This window comes from Pseudomonas sp. LRF_L74 (assembly GCF_965644255.1).
Taxonomy (GTDB): Bacteria; Pseudomonadota; Gammaproteobacteria; order Pseudomonadales; family Pseudomonadaceae; genus Aquipseudomonas.
The window spans coordinates 280,764-303,568 of record NZ_CBFFRH010000006.1 but is presented as its reverse complement, the minus strand read 5'-3'; the positions used below and the strand labels follow the sequence as shown (position 1 = coordinate 303,568).

16 protein-coding genes are annotated in these 22,805 nt (G+C 64.8%); 3 read left to right on the top strand and 13 right to left on the bottom strand.

What is annotated here, in order from left to right; translation table 11 throughout:
- Positions 1–5: 5 nt before the first annotated feature.
- On the bottom strand, positions 6–629 hold the full coding sequence (gene rlmE, locus ACSZPK_RS17150) for a 23S rRNA (uridine(2552)-2'-O)-methyltransferase RlmE (protein ID WP_437882682.1): 624 nt from the start codon (positions 627–629) through the stop codon (positions 6–8).
- Positions 630–830: 201 nt separating this feature from the next.
- Between rlmE and ACSZPK_RS17145 the strand changes: the two genes are divergently transcribed.
- Positions 831–2,450, top strand: a complete 1,620-nt coding sequence (locus ACSZPK_RS17145) for an NAD(P)/FAD-dependent oxidoreductase (RefSeq protein WP_437882681.1) — start codon at positions 831–833, stop codon at positions 2,448–2,450.
- An 11-nt stretch (positions 2,451–2,461) separates the two neighbouring features.
- Positions 2,462–3,190, top strand: coding sequence for a TrmH family RNA methyltransferase (locus ACSZPK_RS17140; RefSeq protein ID WP_437882680.1), 729 nt, complete (start codon positions 2,462–2,464; stop codon positions 3,188–3,190).
- A gap of 4 nt (positions 3,191–3,194) precedes the next feature.
- Here ACSZPK_RS17140 and ACSZPK_RS17135 read toward each other — a convergent pair whose 3' ends face one another.
- From ACSZPK_RS17135 to ACSZPK_RS17105, 7 genes are all read right to left on the bottom strand, one after another.
- Positions 3,195–3,821, bottom strand: coding sequence for a dimethylsulfonioproprionate lyase family protein (locus ACSZPK_RS17135; protein ID WP_437882679.1), 627 nt, complete (start codon positions 3,819–3,821; stop codon positions 3,195–3,197).
- A gap of 130 nt (positions 3,822–3,951) precedes the next feature.
- Complete coding sequence (locus tag ACSZPK_RS17130) at positions 3,952–4,815, bottom strand: methylenetetrahydrofolate reductase (protein WP_437882678.1); 864 nt, start codon at positions 4,813–4,815, stop codon at positions 3,952–3,954.
- Between the two features lie 167 nt (positions 4,816–4,982).
- Positions 4,983–6,875, bottom strand: a complete 1,893-nt coding sequence (locus ACSZPK_RS17125) for a UvrD-helicase domain-containing protein (protein ID WP_437882677.1) — start codon at positions 6,873–6,875, stop codon at positions 4,983–4,985.
- Positions 6,876–6,963: 88 nt separating this feature from the next.
- A complete protein-coding gene (locus ACSZPK_RS17120; RefSeq protein ID WP_437882676.1) occupies positions 6,964–7,863 on the bottom strand; it encodes a transglutaminase family protein in 900 nt (299 codons plus the stop codon).
- Positions 7,860–10,355, bottom strand: coding sequence for a circularly permuted type 2 ATP-grasp protein (locus tag ACSZPK_RS17115; protein ID WP_437882675.1), 2,496 nt, complete (start codon positions 10,353–10,355; stop codon positions 7,860–7,862). Before ACSZPK_RS17115 ends, ACSZPK_RS17120 begins: the two co-directional genes overlap by 4 nt.
- A 211-nt stretch (positions 10,356–10,566) precedes the next feature.
- A complete protein-coding gene (locus ACSZPK_RS17110; protein ID WP_437882674.1) occupies positions 10,567–13,866 on the bottom strand; it encodes a DUF2126 domain-containing protein in 3,300 nt (1,099 codons plus the stop codon).
- Between the two features lie 274 nt (positions 13,867–14,140).
- Positions 14,141–16,462 carry a YgiQ family radical SAM protein gene (locus tag ACSZPK_RS17105; protein ID WP_437882673.1) on the bottom strand — a complete coding sequence of 774 codons (2,322 nt, stop codon included), beginning with the start codon at positions 16,460–16,462 and terminating at the stop codon, positions 14,141–14,143.
- 200 nt (positions 16,463–16,662) lie between these two features.
- On the opposite strand from ACSZPK_RS17105, the gene ACSZPK_RS17100 reads away from it, so the two are divergent.
- On the top strand, positions 16,663–18,471 hold the full coding sequence (locus ACSZPK_RS17100; RefSeq protein ID WP_437882672.1) for a diguanylate cyclase domain-containing protein: 1,809 nt from the start codon (positions 16,663–16,665) through the stop codon (positions 18,469–18,471).
- Here ACSZPK_RS17100 and alr read toward each other — a convergent pair.
- The 5 genes from alr to rpsR all read right to left on the bottom strand — a co-directional run bounded on the left by alr (position 18,462) and on the right by rpsR (position 22,788).
- Entirely contained in the window at positions 18,462–19,538 is a 1,077-nt protein-coding gene (gene alr / locus ACSZPK_RS17095) for an alanine racemase (protein WP_437882671.1), read from the bottom strand. The genes ACSZPK_RS17100 and alr overlap by 10 nt on opposite strands.
- Positions 19,539–19,621: 83 nt before the next feature.
- Positions 19,622–21,016, bottom strand: coding sequence for a replicative DNA helicase (gene dnaB / locus ACSZPK_RS17090; RefSeq protein WP_437882670.1), 1,395 nt, complete (start codon positions 21,014–21,016; stop codon positions 19,622–19,624).
- Positions 21,017–21,169: 153 nt separating this feature from the next.
- Positions 21,170–21,616, bottom strand: coding sequence for a 50S ribosomal protein L9 (gene rplI / locus ACSZPK_RS17085; RefSeq protein WP_437882669.1), 447 nt, complete (start codon positions 21,614–21,616; stop codon positions 21,170–21,172).
- Positions 21,617–21,637: 21 nt separating this feature from the next.
- Positions 21,638–22,522, bottom strand: a complete 885-nt coding sequence (locus ACSZPK_RS17080; RefSeq protein ID WP_437882668.1) for a hypothetical protein — start codon at positions 22,520–22,522, stop codon at positions 21,638–21,640.
- A gap of 35 nt (positions 22,523–22,557) precedes the next feature.
- Positions 22,558–22,788 carry a 30S ribosomal protein S18 gene (rpsR, locus tag ACSZPK_RS17075; protein WP_003452992.1) on the bottom strand — a complete coding sequence of 77 codons (231 nt, stop codon included), beginning with the start codon at positions 22,786–22,788 and terminating at the stop codon, positions 22,558–22,560.
- Positions 22,789–22,805 lie beyond the last annotated feature (17 nt).

The window sequence follows — 22,805 nt, the reverse complement described above, 5'->3', positions numbered from 1 at the left end:
GCGGCTCACTCGCCCTTGAAGCCCTTGGCCACCAGATAGACTTCCCGCGAGCGCGGGCGTGAGGCCTCCGGCTTGCGGATCACCACTTTGTCGAACGAGGTGCGTACATCCTTCAGGTATTCGTCGGAGCCTTCGCCCTGGAACACCTTGGCGACGAAGTTGCCACCCGGCTTGAGCACGCGGCGGACCATGTCCAGCACCAGTTCGACCAGGTACATCGACGCGGCCTGGTCGGCGGCCGCGACGCCGCTGATGTTGGGCGCGATGTCGGAAACGATCAGGTCCGGCAGCCGGCCGTCGAGCGTGTCGAGCAGTTGCTGGAACACGCCGTCGTCGGTGAAGTCGCCCTGGATGAAGTCGACGTTGTCCAGCGGGTCCATCGGCAGGATGTCGCTGGCGATGATCCGCCCCTTCTCGCCCACCAGGCCACCCGCCACCTGCGACCAGCCACCCGGCGCGGAGCCCAGGTCCATGATCAGCATGCCGGGGCGGATCAACTTGTCCTTGTCGTTCAGCTCGATCAGCTTGTAGCTGGCGCGCGAACGCAGGCCATCCTTCTGGGCGCGTTTGACGTAGGGATCGTTGACGTGTTCGTCCAGCCAGCGGCGGCTGCTTTTGGATCGTTTCATGAGAAAGCCATCAAGGTGAGGGCGCTGCCGCGAAGACGCTGGCGGGCGCGAAGCGGCGCAATTATAGGCCGATAACGCCAGCGGCGTTAAATCCACCGCGTCCGTCAGCCGATGCCTGACAGCATCCCGGGTGGACGCGTACAATCCGCGCCCACTTCCCTCCCGCCTCCTTTGCCGGATCGACCGGCCAGGATCAACGCCATGCTTCGCATCAACGAACTGTCCCTGCCCCTCGACCACAGCGCCGACGAGCTGCGCGCGGCCATCGTCAAGCGCCTGAACATCAGCGCCGCCGAGCTGCTGAACTACAGCGTGTTCAAGCGCAGCTACGATGCGCGCAAGAAGAACAGCGTCATTCTGTTCATCTACATCATCGACCTGCAGGTGCGCGACGAGGCGGCGGTCCTGGCGCGTTTCGCCGACGACCACAACGTGCGTCCGGCACCGGACACGAATTACTACCCGGTCGGCCAGGCGCCCGCCGACCTGGACGAGCGCCCGCTGGTGGTGGGCTTCGGTCCCTGTGGATTGTTCGCCGCGCTGCTGCTCGCGCAGATGGGTTTCAGGCCCATCGTGCTGGAGCGCGGCAAGGACGTGCGCAAGCGCACCAAGGACACCTGGGCGCTGTGGCGGCAGAAGGTCCTCACCCCGGAATCCAACGTGCAGTTCGGCGAAGGCGGCGCCGGCCTGTTCTCCGATGGCAAGCTGTACAGCCAGATCAAGGACCCGAAGTTCTACGCGCGCAAGGTGATGGCCGAATTCGTCCGCGCCGGCGCGCCGGAAGAAATCATGTACGTGAGCAAGCCGCACATCGGCACCTTCCGCCTCACCGGCGTGGTCTCGACCATGCGCGAGGAAATCATCGCGCTGGGCGGCGAGGTGCGCTTCGAGCACAAGGTCGAAGACCTGCTGATCGATGGCGGCCAGCTCGAAGGCGTGGTCCTGGCCAATGGCGAAACCATCCGCAGCCGCCATGTGGTCCTGGCCCTGGGCCACAGCTCCCGCGACACCTTCCGCATGCTGCACCGCCAGGGCGTGTACATGGAGGCCAAGCCGTTCGCCGTGGGTTTTCGCGTCGAACACCCGCAATGCATGATCGACCAGGCGCGCCTGGGCAAGTACGCCGGCCACCCGGAACTCGGCGCCGCCGACTACAAGCTGGTGCATCACGCCAGGAACGGCCGCGCGGTGTACAGCTTCTGCATGTGCCCGGGCGGCACCGTGGTGGCCGCTACCTCCGAGCCGGGCCGCGTGGTCACCAATGGCATGAGCCAGTACTCGCGCAACGAACGCAACGCCAACTCCGGCATCGTCGTCGGCATCAACCCCGAGCAGGATTTCCCTGGCGGCCCACTGGCCGGCGTCGAGTTGCAGGAGCGCCTGGAATCGCGCGCCTATGAACTGGGCGGCAGCGACTACTGTGCGCCGGCACAACTGGTCGGCGACTTCATCCGTGGCGTGCCGTCCACCGAGCTGGGCGAAGTGGAGCCCTCATACAAGCCCGGCATTCGCCTGGGCGACCTGGCACCGTCGCTGCCGGACTACGCCATCGAGGCCATCCGCGAAGCGCTGCCGGCCTTCGGCAAACAGATTCGCGGCTTCGACCGGGACGACGCGGTGCTCACCGGCATCGAGACCCGCACCTCCTCGCCGGTACGCATCAGCCGCGATAACGAGAGCTTGCAGAGCCTCAACCTGAAGGGGCTGTACCCGGCCGGCGAAGGCGCCGGCTACGCGGGCGGCATCCTCTCGGCGGGCGTCGACGGCATCAAGATCGCGGAAGCCGTGGCCAAGTCGCTGCTGTCCCGACCAGACTACTGAGCGCCGCATCGATGAAACTCGACGACATCAAGAAACTCCAGCAGAAAAAGTACCGCGCCGAGCTCGGTCACTTTCTGGTGGAGGGCGAACACCTGCTGCTCGAACTGCAAAAGGCGGCATTGCACAACCCACAGCTGCAAAGCAGCCACGTGTACGTGACCAGCGCCTACGAAGATTGGCAAAGCCCGTTCGACACCCAACTGATCAGCGACCGGCAGATGGCGCAAATCGCCGACACCAAGACCCCGCAGGGCATCGTCGCCGTGGTGCCGATGCCTGCGGCGACCACGCCGTCCGCCTCCGTCGCGGGGGAGCGCGCCATCTACCTGCACGAGATCCAGGACCCGGGCAACCTCGGCACCATCCTGCGCACGCTGGCCTGGTTCGGCAGTTTCCGCTGCCTGCTCAGCCCCGGCAGCGTCGATCCGTACAACCCCAAGGTGGTGCGTTCGAGCATGGGCGCGATCTTCCATGCACCGCTGGAACTGGATGTGGAACTGGGCAGCCTGCCCGCTCGCTTCCCGCGTATCGCCTGCCTGGACATGCAGGGCGAGCCGGTGCAGTCGGCCAGTTTCAAAAACTTCGATTGCTACCTGTTCGGCAACGAAGCCCGTGGCGTACCACGCGAACAACTTATCGCCCTCGCCGCCCAACCGTTCACCATTGCCGGCAGCGGCGCCATCGAATCGCTGAACCTGGCGTCGACGGTGAACATGTGCGCGTACGAGTTGAACAGGTAGCCCATCAGGGATGAATCAGCCCCCATAACGCCAGCAAGGGGCGCTCACCTGACTCCATCGAATGGAGTATCGAAGGTGTGTTGTAAATGATGCCGCCCGGCCCTGGGCGCCACCAGCCAGTCCCCTCGCGGAACCACAGGCCCTCGGACAGCACCACGTAGAACTCGCCAGGTGGGTGCTGGTGATAAGGGTAACGAACGCCGGGTTCCATGACCGCGAGGCCGAGCGTGAGTGACTCGCAGCTCAGGCTGGAGCCCGCCCCGATCAGCATGGCATGGCGGTGCCGTTCGACGAAATCGGCATCCTGACCCGGCGCGGCATTGCGCTTGATCCAGCCCGAGTGGGGCAGTAGCGCCTCGATACAGCCCAATAGAACGCCGTCGACTTCTGGCAAGCGACGTGCTTCGTCGAATGCCCGTTCAGCCCATCCACGGATAGGTGCAGGAGGCTCGTCGAGATGATCCCTGGCGGCAGAGTGGCCGAGCTGCGCCTGGACGACTGCGCGCCGGCAATTGGCGATACCGCGGCAATCGTCGGGCGGACCAGCGAAGCGTCCCAGCACATCAGCGATCACGCCAAGCAAACGAGAAGCCTGATCGAGAACGAGTGACTCGTTGTTTATCTCAACCATCAGCGTGGTTCCTCTTGCTGCGGCTTCGTCACAGGAGAGCGATGCATGAAGCCGATCTGCTGGGATCTGAAAATCAATCTGGCCAGACAATAGTTGCTACCGCTGAAACCTGCGATACGTAGGCGCTGAATCAGAGCACAGGCTGCTTCTGCAACGAAGTCGACAGGCGCTGGTTCATCCATTCGACAGCCTCAAGCATGCCGCCGAACGGGTACAGATGCCAGTGAACAGCGCCAAGCTCACGGGCCTCGATCCCGGTCTGCAGTTGCTGCAAATAGCGCTCGGCGCCGACCCGTTTCAGCAGGTTGGTCATCGACAAGCCGTAGCGCTTGAGGATGCCCGCGGAGGTCGATACGCCGAACTGCCGGGCATAGCGCAGCAGCCGGCCGACATCCGTCGGCCCTGGCAAACCGATGCGGATCGGTACGTCGATGCCCCCACCGCGGACCTGCCCGATCCAGCGCAGCGCGGCCTCGGCATCGAAGCCGAGCTGCGTGGTGATCTCCACCGAGCAGCCCGCGTCATGCAGGAAATCGAGTTTCCAGCGCAGTGCCCGCCAAAGTGCGTCGTCAGCGATTTTCGGATGCCCCTCCGGATACCCGGTGATGCCCACATGACGAATGCCATGGCGCGTCAGCACACCGCTGGACAGCAGCGCCAGCGAGTCCTGGAACGGTCCGGCAGGGGTCGCAGGATCACCGCCGACGAGAATAAACCGCGTCGGCGCCGCGACCTCGACCAGGGCGCCAAGCAGGTGGTCGCGGTCCTCGACCGAGCGCAAACGCCGCGAGGAAATGATCGGCACCGGCTCGAAGCCGCACTCGCGAATGATCCGTGCCGCCTCGATGCGCTGGGCATGGTCCTCGTTGCCAAGGAAGGCGATATTGATCGGCGTCGCTGGAGGAATCACATCCCTGGCACGCCTGACTTCGTCGCAGGCCTTGCCGGTAACCTCCAGTGTGTAGGGTGCTGGAACGAGGCTGCTGATGGACATATCGATCTCCGGAAAGTCAGGGAAAGAGCCGCTACGACCCTGGAGCGGGTATTCGCCACGACCACCGGATGATTTCACGACGGCAGGGCGCCGCTAGCCCTGTTGCGCCATCGGATGACACGATCCCGCCATCCTTGTGCCTCACTCGCCGCCTTGACCCGCCCCGCTCAACCCGCCAGCCGGCTCGCCTTGCGCGTGAACCACAACACCCGGCTCACGCCCCGCGTGATCGCCACGTACGCCAGACGCTGGCTCTCGTCGGCCATGGCCTGGTCGTAGCTGTTGCGGAAGAAGCCCGAGTGGGCGTACAGCGCGTTGCGCAGCGGGTGTTTTTCCGCCGTGCCGCCATCGTCGAGGATGATCGCCACTTCGGCTTGCAGGCCCTTGGCGCGGTGAATGGTCATGGCGCGTACCGGCAGTTTCTTGTCCAGTTCGGCCTGGATCGTCTGCAGCGGTTCGTTGCGCCGGCTGAGTACCAGCACGGCGGTGCGCTCGCGGCAGGCACGCGCCTCGGCGTGGGCGCATTGTTCACGAATGACGGCGAGCAGCTTCGGCAATTGGCTGTTGATGTCGAAACCGTTGACGACCTTCAGGCCGTGGTCGCCCTCTTCGGTGGGGCGAAATGCCTGGCAGGTTTTCTCCTGTTTGCAGGCGACAGTCTTGAGCAGCTTTTCGCCATCGCGGATTACCGCGTCGATGGAGCGGTAGTTGGTTTCCAGCACCAGCAAGGCGCTCTTGCCGGTGGCGCCCTGGCTCGGGAAATGCCGATCGAAATCCATGAACAGTTCCGGCGAGCTGCCGCGCCAGCCATAGATCGACTGCCAGTCGTCGCCGATGGCCATCAGGCTGAGGCTTTCGCCCTGGCGCGCCAGGTAACCATGCAGCGCTTGCAGCCACTGGACAATCTGCGGGGAAATGTCCTGGAATTCGTCGATCAGCAGGTGGCTGAACGGCTTGAGGTTATCCACGGCGAGTGAAGCGCCAGGCTGACTCAGGCGGTCGCTCAGGCGCTGGAAGGCAGCGTTGAACGTCATCAGTCCCTGCGCTTGGAGGTTACTTTCGAACTGCCTGTAGAACGGGATCAGCGCTTCGATGAACAGCCGCTCCTGCCCCGAGCAATTGAGTGTTTGCGGCACCAGGGTAGCCGGGCGGATACCGATGCCTTCCATGAATCCGGCCTGTGTGTAGAAGGCCTCGAACACGGGTACGGAGGCCCGTTCGCCTGGCAGCTTGAAGAGATCTTGCGGCGCCTTTCCGGGCTTCTCGGCAGACGGTTCGGGCAGGCCGAGCAAGCGGTGCACGCGCTGGCGGAATTCGCCATCGGCCCTGTAGCAATCCTCGTAGGCCTGTTTGAGCAGGCGCAATTGCGCGGGACGCAGGCGTGCCGAGGTCAGCGGGTTGTCCGGCTCGGCGGCGGCCTTGTCGCCCATCTGTTCGAACCAGGCGGGATTGCCGAGGACGTCCCGCGCCAGCACGGCCATCGCCGAGTGGAAGGTGCGCACGCTCTGTCGCGCCTGGCTGGCGTCGAAGGCGAACTGCCAGAACGCCAGGGTCCGGCACAGTTGCTCACGCAGTTGGGCACAGGACGCATTGGTGAAAGAGATGACCGTCAGCTTCTCCACCTCGATATCCAGGTGGCACAGCATGAACACCACGCGCAGCACCAGGGTAGTGGACTTGCCGGAGCCGGCACCGGCGAAGATTCGCGTGGCCGGTTGGCGGGCGAGGATCATCGCCCATTGCTCATCGGAAGGTGCGCTGACTACACCTGCGCTCACGGCCTCGGCGACCTTGGCGCGCATGGCCTGTTCCTGCGCGGCAGTCACTTTCATTCGTGTAGCAGGGTAAAGGCCCTTGGCAGCGGTTTTTTCGCCCTTGGCCTTGCTCTGGCTGGCCGGTTTGCGCTTACTGGCGGCCGCCTTTTTCTTCGTGCGAGGCGCAGGCTTGTTACGCTGCTGGGCGGCTTCACGCTCGGCATGCAGGTAGGCGCTGGTACGCGGGAAGCAGCGAACCAGCGCCTCATGGAAACGGCGTTTGTAACGCGCGAGGGTGGACAGCATCGGCGGTATCGACCTGGCGGAAAACTGAGCGCAGGGATGATAGGGGCTTCGACGCGAACGGGCCAGTGTCAACAGCCCCTGCCAAGGCCTACAGTTCCGCCAGCGGCTGCACCGTCACCCGCACGTCCGGATCATGACTGCCGCCACCGAGAATCACCCCGCGCAGCGGCGATACATCGGCGAAGTCGCGGCCCCAGCCGAGGGTGATGTGCTCCAGGGCCGGCAGCAGGTTATTGGTGGGGTCGAAATCCACCCAGCCCTGGCGCGGACAGAACACCGAGACCCAGGCATGGGAAGCGTCGGCGCCAATCAGCCGGGGTTGACCAGGCGGCGGCTGGGTCAGCAGGTAGCCACTGACGTAACGCGCGGCCAGGCCACGGGAACGCAGGCAGGCGAGCATCAGGTGGGCGAAGTCCTGGCACACGCCACGCCTGGCTTCCAGCACCTTGACCAGTGGCGTGGCGACCTGGGTTGCCGAGGCATCGAAGGTGAACTCATCGAAGATCTTCTGCATCAGCGCACGCACGGCGAGCAGCAGTGGCCGGCCCTCGGTGAAACACGCGTCGCCGAAGGCACTGAACGCATGCTTGAGGCGCACATAGGGCGACTCGAAACGGTAGCGGGTAGCCTCCAGCGCATCGGAGTCCAGTGCCTGGCCGGTATAGCGCAGCGCCGCGCAGGCCTGCTCCCAGGCCGGCGAATCGGCCAGCTCCAGGGATGGACGCGCCAACACATCCACCCGCAGGCTGGCGATCACCCGCAACTCGTCGTGCGGCCGCTCGAACGCCAGCCGGGTCAACGGGTTGCCATACACATCCAACCCATCCTGGCGCCGGGCCGGATCGGGGCTGATGGTCAGGTGGCGATCCAGGCAACGCTGCCAGGCGCACTCGCGCGGCCACAGGTGGGCAAGCTGCTGGGCCAGGGAAACGGGCGCCGAATAGCGGTAATGGGTGTCGTGAAGCACTTGGTAAGCGGCGTGACTCATAGCGAACTCGTCCGCTGGCTGGCATCGACATGGGCGAAGAAACGCAGGCCCAGTTGATCGGAAACCTGGCCGGCACTCTGGGCAATGGCCAGCAACAGGTCGGCAAGGCCGGCGAGCACCGCGCGGACGCCCGAGCTGCCGAACAGCGGGTTCTCCAGGCTGCCGAGGTTGAACGCACCCAGCGTACGTTCCAGGCTCGCCAGGGCGCCTTCGGCAACGAAGTCGAAGCTCTCGCCCAGGCGGCGGATCGAGCGCAGCAGCATGCGTAGCTGAAACAGCACGGCATGGGGATTCTGGGCATCGAGCAGCAGCAGGTCGAGCACCGGGATCAGTTGCGCCGAAGCCAGGTAGCGGGTGCGGTAGGTGATGCTGCTATTGCCCAGTTCCAACAGCCACTCCAGCGCCGACTGGTCATTGACTGCGCGGCTGACGATGAAGTCGGCGATGCTCTGGGCGATGAACTGCAGGCGTTCGATACAGCGCCCGAGCATGAGAAAACGCCAGCCATCGTCGCGGGTCATGTCGTCCAGGGCAAACCCGGACAATGACGCCAGCGACATCAGCAAGCGGTTGAGAAAGTCCAGTTGCGCCCCCAGGTCGGCCTGCTGCGCCTCCAGCGCATGGGCCTCGCGTTGCAGCTCGATCAGCGCCTGCCAGTTCTCCCTCGAGAGCTTGCCGCGCACGCTGCCGGCCGCCCACTGCAAACGCTGCAGGTTGGCGCGCAGGCTGGGCGGCCATTCGGCACCGAGCACCGCTTGCAGCAGGCGCTCTTCGAGCGTGCCGGTGGCCGCATCGGGCAACAGACCGGTGCGCTCGCCCAAGCCCAGGGCCGCTTGCAGCGCCAGGGGATCGTCGTCATCGTCGACGTAACGGGCCAGCATGATCCGCAGCAGGCGCGCGCTGTCTTCGCAGCGCGAACTGTAGCGACCGAACCAGAACAGGTTTTCCACCACCCGCGACGGCAGGTAAGGGTCGCTGCGCACCAGATCGGCCACGCCCAGCGGCCGCAGCCACTGCCATTGCTCGCCACCGGCCTGCCGTTCGCCGAGCACCCAGGTATCCTTGCTCGCCCCGCCGCGCTGCATCGACACCACTTCGGCATCCGCATCGGCGGCGACCCGGGTCAGACCGCCGGGCATCACCCGATAGCCGTCGACCGTCGCCACGGCGAACACACGCATGCCGATGGCGCGCGACTCCAGGCTACCCTGCGCGGCCTGCCAGATCGGCGCCTGGGACAGATGAGCCTGGGCCTGGGCGACGTAGGCATAAGGACGCGCGCGCAAACGCTTGACCAACGCCTGGCGCTGTTTCTCATTGAGGTCGCGGCCGAAGCGTGGCAGGAAACTCTGCGAAGGAAAGCTCGGCCGAATCAGCAGCTCAGGCAATTTCGCCAGGGCCTCCTCCAGCACCGGCGGCTCGCCACACCACCAACTGGCGACGCTGGGCAGCAGCAACTCCTCGCCGAGCAAGCGCTGGCTGATCGCCGGTAGAAACCCAGGCAAGCCCGGCGACTCCAGCACGCCACTGCCCAAAGCATTGGCGACCAGCACGCGGCCCTGGCGAACCGCTTCGAGCAGGCCGGGCACGCCGAGCGCGGAGTCGCTGCGCAGCTCCAACGGATCGCAGAAGTCATCGTCGAGCCGGCGCAGCACCGCATGCACGCGGCGCAAGCCGGCGAGCGTCTTGAGATAGACGCGAGCGTCGCGCACGGTCAGGTCGCTGCCCTCGACCAGTGGATAACCGAGCTGGCGCGCCAGGTACAGGTGCTCGAAATAGCTTTCGTTGAAGCGGCCGGGCGTCAGCAGCACCACCAGCGGCGACTCGTCGCCCTCGACCGGCGCCTGGCGAGCCAGGGTGTCTTGCAGGGCGCGGAAGAATCCGGCCAGGTGCTGGACCCGCAAGTCACGGTGCAATTCGGGAAACGCGCGGGAAATGATCTGCCGGTTCTCCAGCGCGTAGCCGGCCCCGGACGGTGCCTGGGTACGGTCGCCAGTGACCCACCAGCGGCCATCCGGCGCACGCGCCAGGTCCACCGCATACAGGTGCAGGAAGGTGCCGCCCGGCGGCTGGATACCCTGGCACGGCCAGAGGAAATTGTTGTGGCCGAAGACCAGCTCGGCCGGCAGCAAGCCCTCGGCGATCAGGCGCTGCGGGCCGTAGATATCGGCCAGCACGCCGTTGAGCAGGCTGGCGCGCTGGGCCACCCCGGCGGCGATCTCGCGCCACTCCTCGGCGGGTATCAGGTTGGGCAGCAGGTCCAGTTCCCATGGACGATCCGCGCCATTGGGATCGGCATAGACGTTGTAGGTCACGCCGTTTTCCTGGATCTGCCGGTTCAGCAGTTCCTGGCGCTGGTGCAACTGCGCGGAGGTACTGCGCTGCAGTTGCTCGGCCAGTCGCCGCCAATGCAGGCGGACAGCGCCCTTGGCATCGAGCAGTTCGTCATAGGCGGCCGTGTTGTGCGGATAGTCGGCAAGCAGGTCAGGCATGGTTCGATCTTGTTCGCGTCAGTTCATCGCATCGACGTTCAGGTTAGAGACTTGGGGCGGCGTTGAGGCAGGAGCGGACGTTTCGGTTTGCCGTCACTCCCGCGAAGGCGGGAGCCCAGATGCTTCGGGTCTTTTGGGTTCCCGCCTTCGCGGGAATGACGAATATTTCAACCGGTTGCAATTTGTGTCCGCTCCTGCCTAACCCCCTCCCTCAATGCCTGCGCAGGTCCAGCGTCATCGGCAGCTCATCGCTCACCGTCGGCAACAGGCCGGATAGTTTGCCGGGGCTGTGGCCAATACGGAAGAAGCGCGACAGGCGCCGACTCTCCGCCTCGTAGGCATTCACCGGCAGGGTTTCGTAGTTGCGCCCGCCTGGGTGGGCGACATGATACTGGCATCCGCCCAGGGAGCGATTCATCCAAGTATCGACCAGATCGAACACCAGCGGCGCATGCACGCCGATGGTGGGTTGCAGGCAGTTCGGCGGCTGCCAGGCGCGGTAGCGTACGGCGCCGACGAACTCGCCGACCCGGCCGCTGGCGCGCAACGGCACCGCCACGCCGTTGCAGGTCAACACGTAGCGATCCGGCGCGAGGCCGTCGAGGCGTACCTGCAAACGCTCCAGTGACGAGTCCACATAGCGCACGCTGCCGCCGACGGCCCCCTCCTCGCCCAGCACATGCCAGGGCTCCAGGGCCTGACGCAGCTCCAGGCCGATGCCCTTGACCGCGTGATCGCCAACCTTGGGGAAACGGAACTCGAAGTGCGGCGCGAACCACTCCGCGCGCACGGCAAAACCCGCCTCGCCGAGCTCTTGCAGCACATCGTGAAAATCCTGCTCGACGAAGTGCGGCAACAGGAAACGATCATGCAGCTCGGTGCCCCAGCGCGCCAGTTTCGGCGGCGCGTAGGGCTCGTTCCAGAAACGTGCGACCAGCGCGCGCAGCAACACCTGCTGAGCCAGGCTCATGCGCGCATGCGGCGGCATCTCGAAGGCGCGCAGCTCGAGCAGGCCCAGGCGCCCGGAAGACGAATCCGGCGAGTACAGCTTGTCGATACAGAACTCGGCGCGATGGGTGTTGCCGGTGACATCCACCAGCAGGTTGCGCAGCAGGCGGTCGATCAGCCACGGCGGGCTTTCCCGCCCCGGCTCGGGCATCTGCGCGAAGGCGACCTCCAGTTCGTACAGCGCATCGTTGCGTGCTTCGTCCACCCGTGGCGCCTGGGAGGTCGGGCCGATGAACAGGCCGGAGAACAGGTACGACAGCGAGGGATGGTTGTGCCAGTAGCTGATCAGGCTGCGCAGCAGGTCCGGCCGGCGCAGGAACGGCGAATCCGCCGGGGTCGCGCCACCGAGCACGAAATGGTTGCCGCCGCCGGTGCCGGTGTGACGACCGTCGATCATGAACTTCTCACTGGACAGGCGCGTCTGCCGCGCCGCCTCGTAGAGGAACTCGGTGCGCTCGACCAACTCGTCCCAGGTCGCGGCCGGGTGAATGTTCACCTCGATCACACCCGGGTCCGGCGTTACGCGGAACGTTTCGAGGCGCGCATCCCTGGGCGGTTCGTAACCCTCCATGACCACCGGGCAACGCAACTCGGCGGCGGTCTCCTCGATGGCCGCGACCAGTTCCAGATAATCCTCCAGACGACTCAGCGGCGGCATGAACAGATACAGGCGGCCATCGCGCGGTTCCGCACACAGCGCGGTACGCACGACATCGGCCGCCGACTCGAACGGCTTCGGCGCGACCTGCTCATTCAGCGCCTGGCGGGCATTCGGATACAGCGGCGCATGCAACTGGCGCTGCAACTGCTGGCGTCCCGGCAGCGGCGCAAACGCCTGGTTGGGGTCTTGCGCCTGGACGTAGGGGTAGTCGAATTCGCTGACCCAGGGCTGCGAGTCCAGCGGCAGCCGATAGCCCAGCGGCGAGTCGCCGGGAATCAACCGGCAATGCTCGTCGCGCAGGAACCACGACCCGGTCTGCCAATGCAGCTCGTCGGCACTGCGCGCCAGCGGCAGCACATGACCGACCACGTCGCCGACGCCCCGGCAGAACACCTTGCGCATGCGCTCGCGCTCCAGCGGGTCGGCCAGGCGCGGATCGTCCGGGCTGACATTGGCCGGCAGGCGACGCTCGCGCCACAGGTAATACAGCCAGTCCTCGTAGGCCGGGAACACATGCTCGCCAGCCAGCCCCAGATGGCCGGCCAGGGCCGTGAGAAAACGCCTGGCGAGGCGTGCATCGGCGCCGTAATAGCGGGTTTCATCGGCGAGCAGCGCTGGATCGTGCCAGATCGGCTCGCCGTCCTTGCGCCAGAAACAGTTCAACGACCAGCGCGGCAACTGCTCGCCGGGATACCACTTGCCCTGGCCGAAATGCACCAGTGCATGGGGCGCGTAGTGCTCGCGCAAACGATGGAACAGTTCGCCGGCCAGGCGCCGTTTGTTCGGGCCGAGGGCGGCGGTGTTCCACTCCGCATCGTCCGGGTAGTCGATGGCGACGAAGGTTGGCTCGCCGCCCATGGTCAGGCGTACGTCGTGGTAATCGAGGTCATCGTCGACCTGCCGGCCGAGCTCGACGATCGCCTGCCACTGCTCATCGCTGTAGGGCTTGGTGACCCGTGGCGCCTCCCAGATCCGCTCGATGCGCATCTCGTGGCTGAACTCGACCTCGCACTCGTCCACGCCGCCGCTGATCGGTGCCGCCGAGGACGGCTCCGGGCTGCACGCCAGGGGAATATGCCCCTCCCCCGCGAACAGGCCGGACGTCGGGTCCAGGCCGATCCAGCCGGCGCCGGGCAGATACACCTCGCACCAGGCGTGCAGGTCGGTGAAGTCCACGTCGGTGCCGCTCGGGCCATCGAGGGATTTCACATCGGCGGTGAGCTGGATCAGGTAGCCGGAGACGAACCGTGCCGCCAGGCCGAGGTGACGCAGCACCTGCACCAGCAGCCAGGCCGAGTCCCGGCAGGAGCCGGAGGCCAGGGCAAGGGTTTCCTCGGGCGCCTGCACGCCAGGCTCCATGCGGATCAGGTAGCTGATGTCAGCGGACAGGCGCTGATTGATCTCGACCAGGAAATCCACGCTCGGCCTGGGCGTACGCGCAATCCCGGTCAGGTATTTGGCGAACAACGGCGTGCTCGGCAACATCACCAGGTACGGCGCCAGTTCGCGCTGTTCGCCCGCGGTGTAGGCGAAGGGAATCTTTTCCGCATAGGGTTCGAGGAAGAAGTCGAACGGATTGAACACCGCCATCTCGGCGACCAGGTCGACGGCGACTTTCAGCTCGCGGGTCTTGTCCGGGAACACCAGGCGCGCCAGGTAATTGCCCTGCGGGTCCTGCTGCCAATTGATGAAGTGTTCGCCCGGCGATACGTCGAGGGCGTAGGAAAGGATGCGGGTGCGGCTATGCGGCGCCGGGCGCAGGCGGACGATCTGCGGACCGAGATTGACCAGACGGTCGTAGCGGTAATGCGTGACATGATGCAGTGCGACATGAATCGACACGGCGGGCCTCCTGCAAGCCAGAGCGATAGGGGACACCGCGCAAGAGTTATGCCAGCGTGCGAACGGCACTGGCACCAGCGCCTACGCAGCCCAGACGCACCAATATATGGCACAAGGATGCACAACGACGGGCAGCGCGCACGGAATTGGCCCTGCGAGAGCGGTTCGGGTGTCAGGCAACGATAGCTGGAGAATGTTGCGCCGAAAGGCGCCGGGAACCTTTCAGGCAGGCCGTTCCGAGGTCGGTGCGGGGAGCCCCGCCACCGCCCCGGTCTCAACGCGGTACGGCGGGCTTTCTCTTCGCTTTGCCTGGAGCGCCCTTGCCGCCGCGGCTTTGTTCCTTGCGCCGCGCCTCGGCGGCGGCCTTGGCTTCTTCGCGCTTGTCCCAGGCCTTGCTGCCATCGCTCGCGCGCGGCGGCAGGCCAGTGTGCTGGGTGAGGATGCGACCGCTGCTGGTTTGCTTGCCGGTGTTGCCGGCGACCTTCCTGCTGCCGGCGGGCGTGGAGTTCTTGCGCCGTGCGCTCTGGTACTCGTCGCTCTGCGGCTGGTGGGTCGGGATCAACTGGTGCTTGCCATTGCCGATCAGGTCGGCGCGGCCCATCCGCTCCAGCGCCGCGCGCAGCATCGGCCAGCCCTTGGGATCGTGGTAGCGCAGGAAAGCCTTGTGCAGGCGGCGTTGCTCCTCGCTCTTGACGATCTCCACGCCATCGCTCTTGTAGGTGACCTTGCGCAGCGGGTTCTTGCCCGAGTGGTACATGGCCGTGGCGGTGGCCATCGGCGACGGGTAGAAGGCCTGCACCTGATCGGCGCGGAAGTCGTTGCGCTTGAGCCACAGGGCGAGGTTCATCATGTCCTCGTCGGTGGTGCCCGGATGCGCGGCGATGAAGTACGGGATCAGGTACTGCTCCTTGCCGGCTTCCTTCGAGTACTTCTCGAACATGCGCTTGAAGGTGTCGTAGCTGCCGATGCCCGGCTTCATCATCTTGTCCAGCGGCCCGCGCTCGGTGTGCTCCGGGGCGATCTTCAGGTAGCCGCCGACATGGTGGGTCACCAGCTCCTTGACGTACTCCGGCGACTCCACGGCCAGGTCGTAGCGCAGGCCGGAAGCGATGAGGATTTTCTTCACGCCAGGCAATGCACGGGCCTTGCGGTACAGCTCGATCAGCGACGAGTGATCCGTGTTGAGGTTCTCGCAGATGCCGGGGAACACGCAGGACGGCTTGCGGCAGTGGGTCTCGATGTCCGTGCTCTTGCAGGCGATGCGATACATGTTGGCGGTCGGCCCGCCGAGGTCGGAGACCACGCCGGTGAACCCCGGCACCTTGTCGCGCATTTCCTCGATCTCGCGGATGATCGAGTCGTGGGAGCGGTTCTGGATGATCCGTCCTTCATGCTCGGTGATCGAGCAGAAGGTACAGCCGCCGAAGCAGCCACGCATGATGTTCACCGAGAAACGGATCATGTCGTAGGCCGGGATCTTCTCCTTGCCGTACACCGGGTGCGGGATGCGCGCATAGGGCATGCCGAACACGTAGTCCATTTCCTCGGTGGTCATGGGGATGGGCGGCGGGTTGAACCACACGTCCACCTCGCCATGTTTCTGCACCAGGGCGCGGGCGTTGCCGGGGTTGGTTTCCAGGTGCAGCACGCGGTTGGCATGGGCGTAGAGCACCGGATCGTTGCGTACCTTCTCGAAGGACGGCAGGCGGATCACCGTCTTGTCGCGCTCCAGGCGCGGGTGCGCGAGCAGTTGCACGACCTTGGCTTGGTTGGGGTCGTCCTGCTCGCCTGAGCCGGCCGCGCCCTTCTCCTGCTCGATGGCGCAGGCGGCGCTGTCCTGGGTGTTGACGTAGGGGTTGATGATCTTGTCGACCTTGCCCGGACGGTCGATGCGCGTGGAATCGATCTCGAACCAGCCCTCGGGCGTATCGGGACGGATGAAGGCCGTGCCGCGCACATCGGTGATGCGCTCGATCGGCTCGCCGAAGGCCAGGCGCTGGGCGATCTCGACCACGGCGCGCTCGGCGTTGCCGTAGAGCAGGATATCGGCGGTGGCGTCCATCAGGATCGAACGGCGCACCTTGTCCTGCCAGTAGTCGTAATGGGCGATGCGGCGCAGCGAAGCCTCGATGCCGCCGAGCACCACCGGCACCTGACTGTAGGCCTCCTTGCAGCGCTGGCTGTAGACCAGGCTGGCACGGTCCGGGCGCTTGCCAGCCAGGCCGCCCGGCGTGTAGGCGTCGTCGGAACGCATTTTCTTGTCGGCGGTGTAACGATTGATCATCGAGTCCATGTTGCCCGCGGCGACGCCGAAGAACAGGTTCGGCTTGCCGAGCTTCATGAAGTCGTCTTTCGAGCGCCAGTCCGGTTGGGCGATGATGCCCACGCGAAAGCCCTGGGCCTCCAGCAACCGGCCAATGATCGCCATGCCGAACGATGGATGGTCGACGTAGGCATCGCCGCTGACAATGATGATGTCGCAGCTGTCCCAGCCGAGCTGGTCCATCTCGGCACGGCTCATCGGCAGGAACGGCGCGGCGCCGAAACACTCGGCCCAGTATTTCGGGTAATCGAACAACGGCTTGGCGGCTTGCATGTTTTTTGATCAATCGGGCATTTCACGGGGCGCGGAATATAGCACAAAAAATGAACAAGTCCGACTGTGGCGGACGGACTTTATTTGCTCGGGATAGGCGCGCGTTCTGAAAGACCTTGTCGCTATACTCGCTGAAAATTCGTACAGGCTTGGAGTAGTGCCCGGTGCGGTTCGCGATCTTCTTTTCATGCGTAGCCCAGATGTTGTTGAACATCGCCCTTGCAGCCCCGGTGCAACTGGCTGCTGGCGATAGCGGCCGCAGTCTCAACGACAGCATCGAGCTTCTCGAAGACGTCGGCGCCCGGCTGAGCGTCGCCGACCTGGCCAGCCCCGACGTGCAGGCCCGCTTTCAGCCGGCCGACGGCAAGGCCAGTGTCGGCCAGAGCCGCAACCCCTGGTGGATCAAGGTGACCCTGCAACGTGGCCCGCAGGCGCCAACGCAGTGGTGGCTGGAAGTCGCCGCAGTGACCCTGCTCGACCTGCGCCTGTACCTGCCCGACGGCCAGGGCGGCTGGAGCGAGCGCCAGTCCGGCGAGCTGACCGGCTTCAAGGAAGGCCGCGACCACCCCTATCGGCGAATCCTCCTGCGCCTGCCGTCCCTCGAGGCGGACCAGCCATTGACCTTCTACCTGCGCAGCTTCGATCCGGCCGGCAACTCGTTCCCGCTCAAGGTCTGGCAACTGGACGATATCCGTGACCTGTCGACCTGGGAAAACCTGTTTCTCGGCCTGGTCTATGGCGTGATCTTCGCCATGCTCCTGTACAACCTGTTCATCTTCATCAGCCTGCGCGACGCCGCCTACTTCTGGTATGTGCTGGCCACCACCGGCGCACTGTTGATGATCCTGGCGATGACCGGCCACGGTTTCCAGTTGCTCTGGCCGAATGGCCCGGTGCCCGTCTGGCTGGATCGCATCAGCATCCCGGCGCTCTGGGGCTTCAGCGCCTGCCTGTTCACCCAGACCCTGCTGCAGACCCGCCAGTACGTGCGCTGGGCCCATCACATGCTGAGCTTCGCCTGCTGCCTGTACGTGCTGGCCGTGCTGGCCGACGTGGCCGGCTACCGGATGATCGGCGCCTGGGTCTTCGTGGTACTGGCCTTCACCGCGATCCCGGCCTCGCTGTGGTCGGCCTTTCGCCGCTGGCGCCAGGGCTACATGCCTGCCCTGCTCTACCTCTGCGGCTTCGGCATGATCCTCGGCAGCGTCAACCTGCTGCTGCTGCGCGCCACCGGCATCCTCCAGCCGGCGCCCTGGAATTCCTACGTATTCCCGGTGGCTGTCGCCGCCGAATCGATCCTGTTCTCCTTCGCCCTGGCCAACCGCATCCAGATGCTCAAACTGGCCAGGGCCGCCGCGCTGGAACGCGCTAACAAGGAAAAGAGCGCGCGCCTGGCGCATATCCAGGCCAGCGCCGCGCAACTGACCATCGCCGTGGAAGAGCGCACCGCCGAACTGGCCCTGGCCAACAAGCAGTTGAGCGAGCGCGAACGGGAACTGCAGCAGGTGGCGTTCCATGACGCGCTGACCGAATTGCCCAACCGCCGCTACCTGATCGAACGGGTCGAAGCCGCCTTCGCCGATGCCCGCCGGCGTGACGAATCGGTGGCCCTGCTATTGATCGACCTCGATCACTTCAAGCCGATCAACGACCGCCATGGCCACGATGCCGGCGACCTGATGCTGCAAGTCACCGCCCAGCGCATGCGTGATTGCGTGCGCGGCAGCGACATGGTCGCGCGCCTCGGCGGCGATGAGTTCGCCGTGCTGCTCTGCGGCGCGGATGTGCAGGCCCACGCCGGTGAAGCGGCAGACCGCCTGCTGCGAGAGCTGGCGCAACCGGTCGCCTATGCGGACACCTCGTTGGCGGTGAGCATCAGTATCGGCGTGGCCCTTTATCCCCGGCACGCCGAGCAGTTCGCCAGCCTGTACAAGGCCGCCGACGAAGCGCTGTACCAGGCCAAGCAGCAGGGCCGCTCGAACTGGGTACAACGCGCCGATCAGGCCTGATAGCGACGCGGCACGCGGGCGGTGACCTTGCTCAACAACTCGTAGCCGATGGTCCCGGCGGCACGCGCCACCTCGTCCACCGGCAGGTTGGCGCCCCACAGCTCCACCGCGTCACCGACCTGCGCCAACGGCACGTCGCTCAGGTCGACGGTGAGCATGTCCATCGAAACCCTGCCGGCCAGCGGAACGCGCTGGCCATGCAGCCAGGCTGGCGTACCTGCGGGCGCCTGGCGCGGATAACCGTCGGCATAGCCGCAGCTCAGCGTGCCGATGCGCGACGGCCGGCGGGCGGTCCAGCCGGCGCCATAACCGATGCTGTCGCCCTCGGCCACGTCGTGGATGGCGATGATTTCGGCCATCAGGCTCATGGCCGGCTTGAGCCCCAGTTCCGCAGCCGTCATATCCAGCAATGGCGTGGCGCCATAGAGCATGATGCCGGGGCGAATCCAGTCCAGGTGCGCGGCCGGCAATGTCACCACCGCCGCGGAGTTGGCCAGGCTGCGCAGATCGAAATCCAGGCCCAGCAGGCCGAGGAACTCGCCGATCTGCTGCTCGTTGAGCCAGTGGCCACGCTCGTCGGCACAGGCGAAATGGCTGATCAGGTTGAGTTCGGCGACCTGGGGCGCGGCGCGCAGGCGGGCATGGGCGGCACGCACCCCGTCGGCCGAAAAACCCAGGCGATGCATGCCGGTGTCGGCCTTGATCCAGACGTTGATAGGCCGTGGCAAATCGGCCGCCAGCAGCGCTGCCAACTGCTCTTCGCCTTGCACCACGATATCCAGGCCGAGCTGGGCCGCAATGGGCAGCTCGCTCGCGGAGAAACAGCCTTCGAGCAGCAAAAGGCGCGCGCTGGCATGCAGGGCGCGGACCTCGGCCGCCTCCTCCAGGCTGGCCACGGCAAAGCCATCGACCTCGTCATGCAAGGTGGTGACCACCTCGCGCACGCCATGCCCGTAGGCATTCGCCTTGACCACCGCAAAGGCCTGGCGGCCGGGCGCGCAACGCTTGGCGATGGCGTAGTTGTGGCGAATGGCGGCCAGGTCGACGACGGCAACGAGCGGGCGCATGCAAACAGCTCCAGGCAGAGACGAAAACGGGCGCCCATATTAACCGCTGGGCACCCGTTGTCATTGAGCCTGATCAGAATCGATCACTCGTCCTCGAACTGGTACATCCCCGGCGCCAGGTTTTCGAAGCGCGAATATTTACCGAGGAAGGCCAGGCGCGCAGTACCCAGCGGACCGTTACGCTGCTTGCCGATGATGATCTCGGCGACCCCCTTGAACTCGGTTTCCGGGTGATAGACCTCGTCCCGGTAGACGAACATGATGATATCGGCGTCCTGCTCAATCGCGCCGGATTCACGCAGGTCGGAGTTGATCGGGCGCTTGTTCGGCCGCTGCTCCAGGCCGCGGTTGAGCTGCGACAGGGCGATCACCGGACAATTGAATTCCTTGGCCAGGGCCTTGAGCGAGCGCGAGATTTCGGAAATCTCGTTGACCCGGTTGTCGCCGCTGGAGCCGGGAATCTGCATGAGTTGCAGGTAGTCGACCATGATCAGGCCGATCTCGCCGTGCTCGCGGGCCAGGCGCCGGGTGCGCGCACGCATCTCCGAGGGCGAGATACCCGCCGTATCGTCGATGAACAGCTTGCGGTCGTTGAGCAGGTTGACCGCCGAGGTCAGGCGCGGCCAATCGTCGTCGTCGAGGCGACCAGCGCGGACCTTGGTCTGGTCGATCCGTCCGAGGGAGGCGAGCATACGAATCACGATCGATTCCGACGGCATCTCCAGCGAGTAGACCAGGATCGCCTTGTCGCTGCGCATCAGCGCGTTTTCCACCAGGTTCATGGCGAAAGTGGTCTTACCCATCGACGGACGGCCGGCGACGATGATCATGTCGGCCGGCTGCAGACCGCTGGTGAGGTTGTCCAGGTCGGTGAAGCCGGTGGACAGGCCGGTGATCGCATCGCCGGCGTTGAACAACTCGTCGATGCGGTCGATGGCCTTGACCAGGATGTCGTTGATCCCCACCGGGCCACCGGTCTTCGGCCGCGCCTCGGCGATCTGGAAGATCAGGCGCTCGGCCTCGTCGAGGATCTCCTCGCCAGTACGTCCTTGCGGGGCATAGGCGCTGTCGGCGATCTCGTTGCTGATGCCGATCAACTGGCGCAGGGTCGCGCGCTCGCGGATGATCTGCGAGTAAGCCTTGATGTTGGCCACCGACGGGGTGTTCTTCGCCAGTTCGCCGAGGTAGGCCAGGCCGCCGACCTGGCTCAACTGGCCTTCCTTGTCCAGTTGCTCGGACAGGGTCACCACGTCGAACGGCTCGTTGCGCTCGGCGAGCTTGTAGATGGCGCGGAAGATCAGGCGATGGTCGTGGCGGTAGAAGTCGCCATCCGAGACCTGGTCGAGCACGCGCTCCCAGGACTGGTTGTCCAGCATCAGGCCGCCGAGCACGGCCTGCTCGGCCTCGATGGAGTGCGGCGGCACCTTGAGCGCGGCGGTTTCCAGGTCGTACTGCTGGGGGACGCTGATATCGTTCATGGCACCTGTGATTCCAGAGACTCAGAGGCTTGTGCAAAACCATGGTTTTGCAAAAGGCTCTGTACAAAAAACAACGGGCACGACACCGCAATGCAATGTCGTGCCCGATTGTCAGCAGGCCGGCACCGAGGTGCAAGCCCGCAGGTCGGCCAATTAAGCTGCGATCACGATCAGCTTGACGGTGGCCTCGACATCGCTGTGCAGGTGCACGGCCACATCGTATTCACCGGTCTGACGGATGGTGCCGTTCGGCAGACGCACTTCGCTCTTCGCCACTTCGACGCCAGAGGCGGTCAGGGCATCAGCGATGTCGTGGGTGCCGATCGAACCGAACAGTTTGCCTTCATCGCCAGCGGTGGCGGTGATGGTCACTTCCAGCTCGGCCAGTTGGGCAGCGCGAGTTTCAGCGGAAGCTTTCTTATCGGCAGCAGCCTTTTCCAGCTCGGCACGACGCGCTTCGAAAGCAGCGACGTTGTCAGCGGTGGCAGCGGTAGCTTTGCCTTGCGGCAGCAGGTAGTTACGGCCGTAACCAGCCTTTACTTTGACCTTGTCGCCCAGGTTGCCCAGGTTGGCGATTTTTTCCAGCAGGATGACTTCCATTTGGCATTAACCTCTTAACTTTTAACCTTCACCGTTCGTGGGACCGGTGCCTTTGTTCGGCTGGCGACCACGAAAACCAATCAGACTGTCGACGATGGCCAAGACCACCAGTAACGAATAAATCAACTGGACGAACACCAGCAACGATACATACAACCCTACCAGCCAGAACTTGCCGATCCGGCCCTGCGCACAGAGCCCATGCAGCAATGCGATCCCGGCGAATGCCAGCGGCACACTGCATATGGGCATCATCATCGCCATGCCCGGACCGAGATTCGGCCCCAGGAACATGAAGACCAACAGTGCAAACGCCACTACCGGCGAGAACCGCAGGGAACGGAATTCGTCCCCGAAACCTCCCGGGTTGTACAACATCGCCTGCCAGTAACGCCCCAGTATCAGGCATAGCAGGCTGGCGATCTGCAGCATGGCTGCCATCAAACCGATCAACATAGGTGCGATCAACGACTCGAGGCTCGCTCGCTCCTCCACCGAAAACTGCTGGTAAAACGACATCTGCGGCATCAATGCCTGCAACTGCTTCACCAACTCATCGATGGGCTCACGGAAAACCGCTCCCAGAATCAGACCGAACACCAGGCCAACCGCGACACTGACAAGCAGTACCCGCGCCCAGGATTGGCCAGCGCGCAAAACCAGCGCCAGGCCAAGCGAACCGGATAACGCCAAGAAGACGTTGGGTTCATCGAAATACCACCAGATCAACGCCGGTAGCATCGCCCAGGCCAGGACACCAACAGCATCCCTCGGCCCCCGCCGCAGCAGCACCAGGCAACTTGCAGCAGCACTCAACCAGAACAACAGCGGCAAAACTGCCGATCCAACCACTACGAGAGTGGCCTGCATGCGACCGCGCATGATGAATTCAGCAATGGCGCGCATGCGATTTATCCCTTACGACTGCCGACCGTCAGGCCTCAACGGCCGTGGCTGTCGGTGTAGGGCAGCAGGGCCAGGTAACGGGCGCGCTTGATAGCGGTCGCCAGCTGACGCTGGTATTTGGCCTTGGTACCGGTGATACGGCTAGGAACGATCTTGCCGGTTTCGGAGATGTAGGCTTTCAGGGTGTTGAGATCTTTGAAGTCGATCTCTTTCACGCCTTCGGCGGTGAAACGGCAGAACTTACGACGACGGAAAAAACGTGCCATGACAGTGGCTCCTCAAT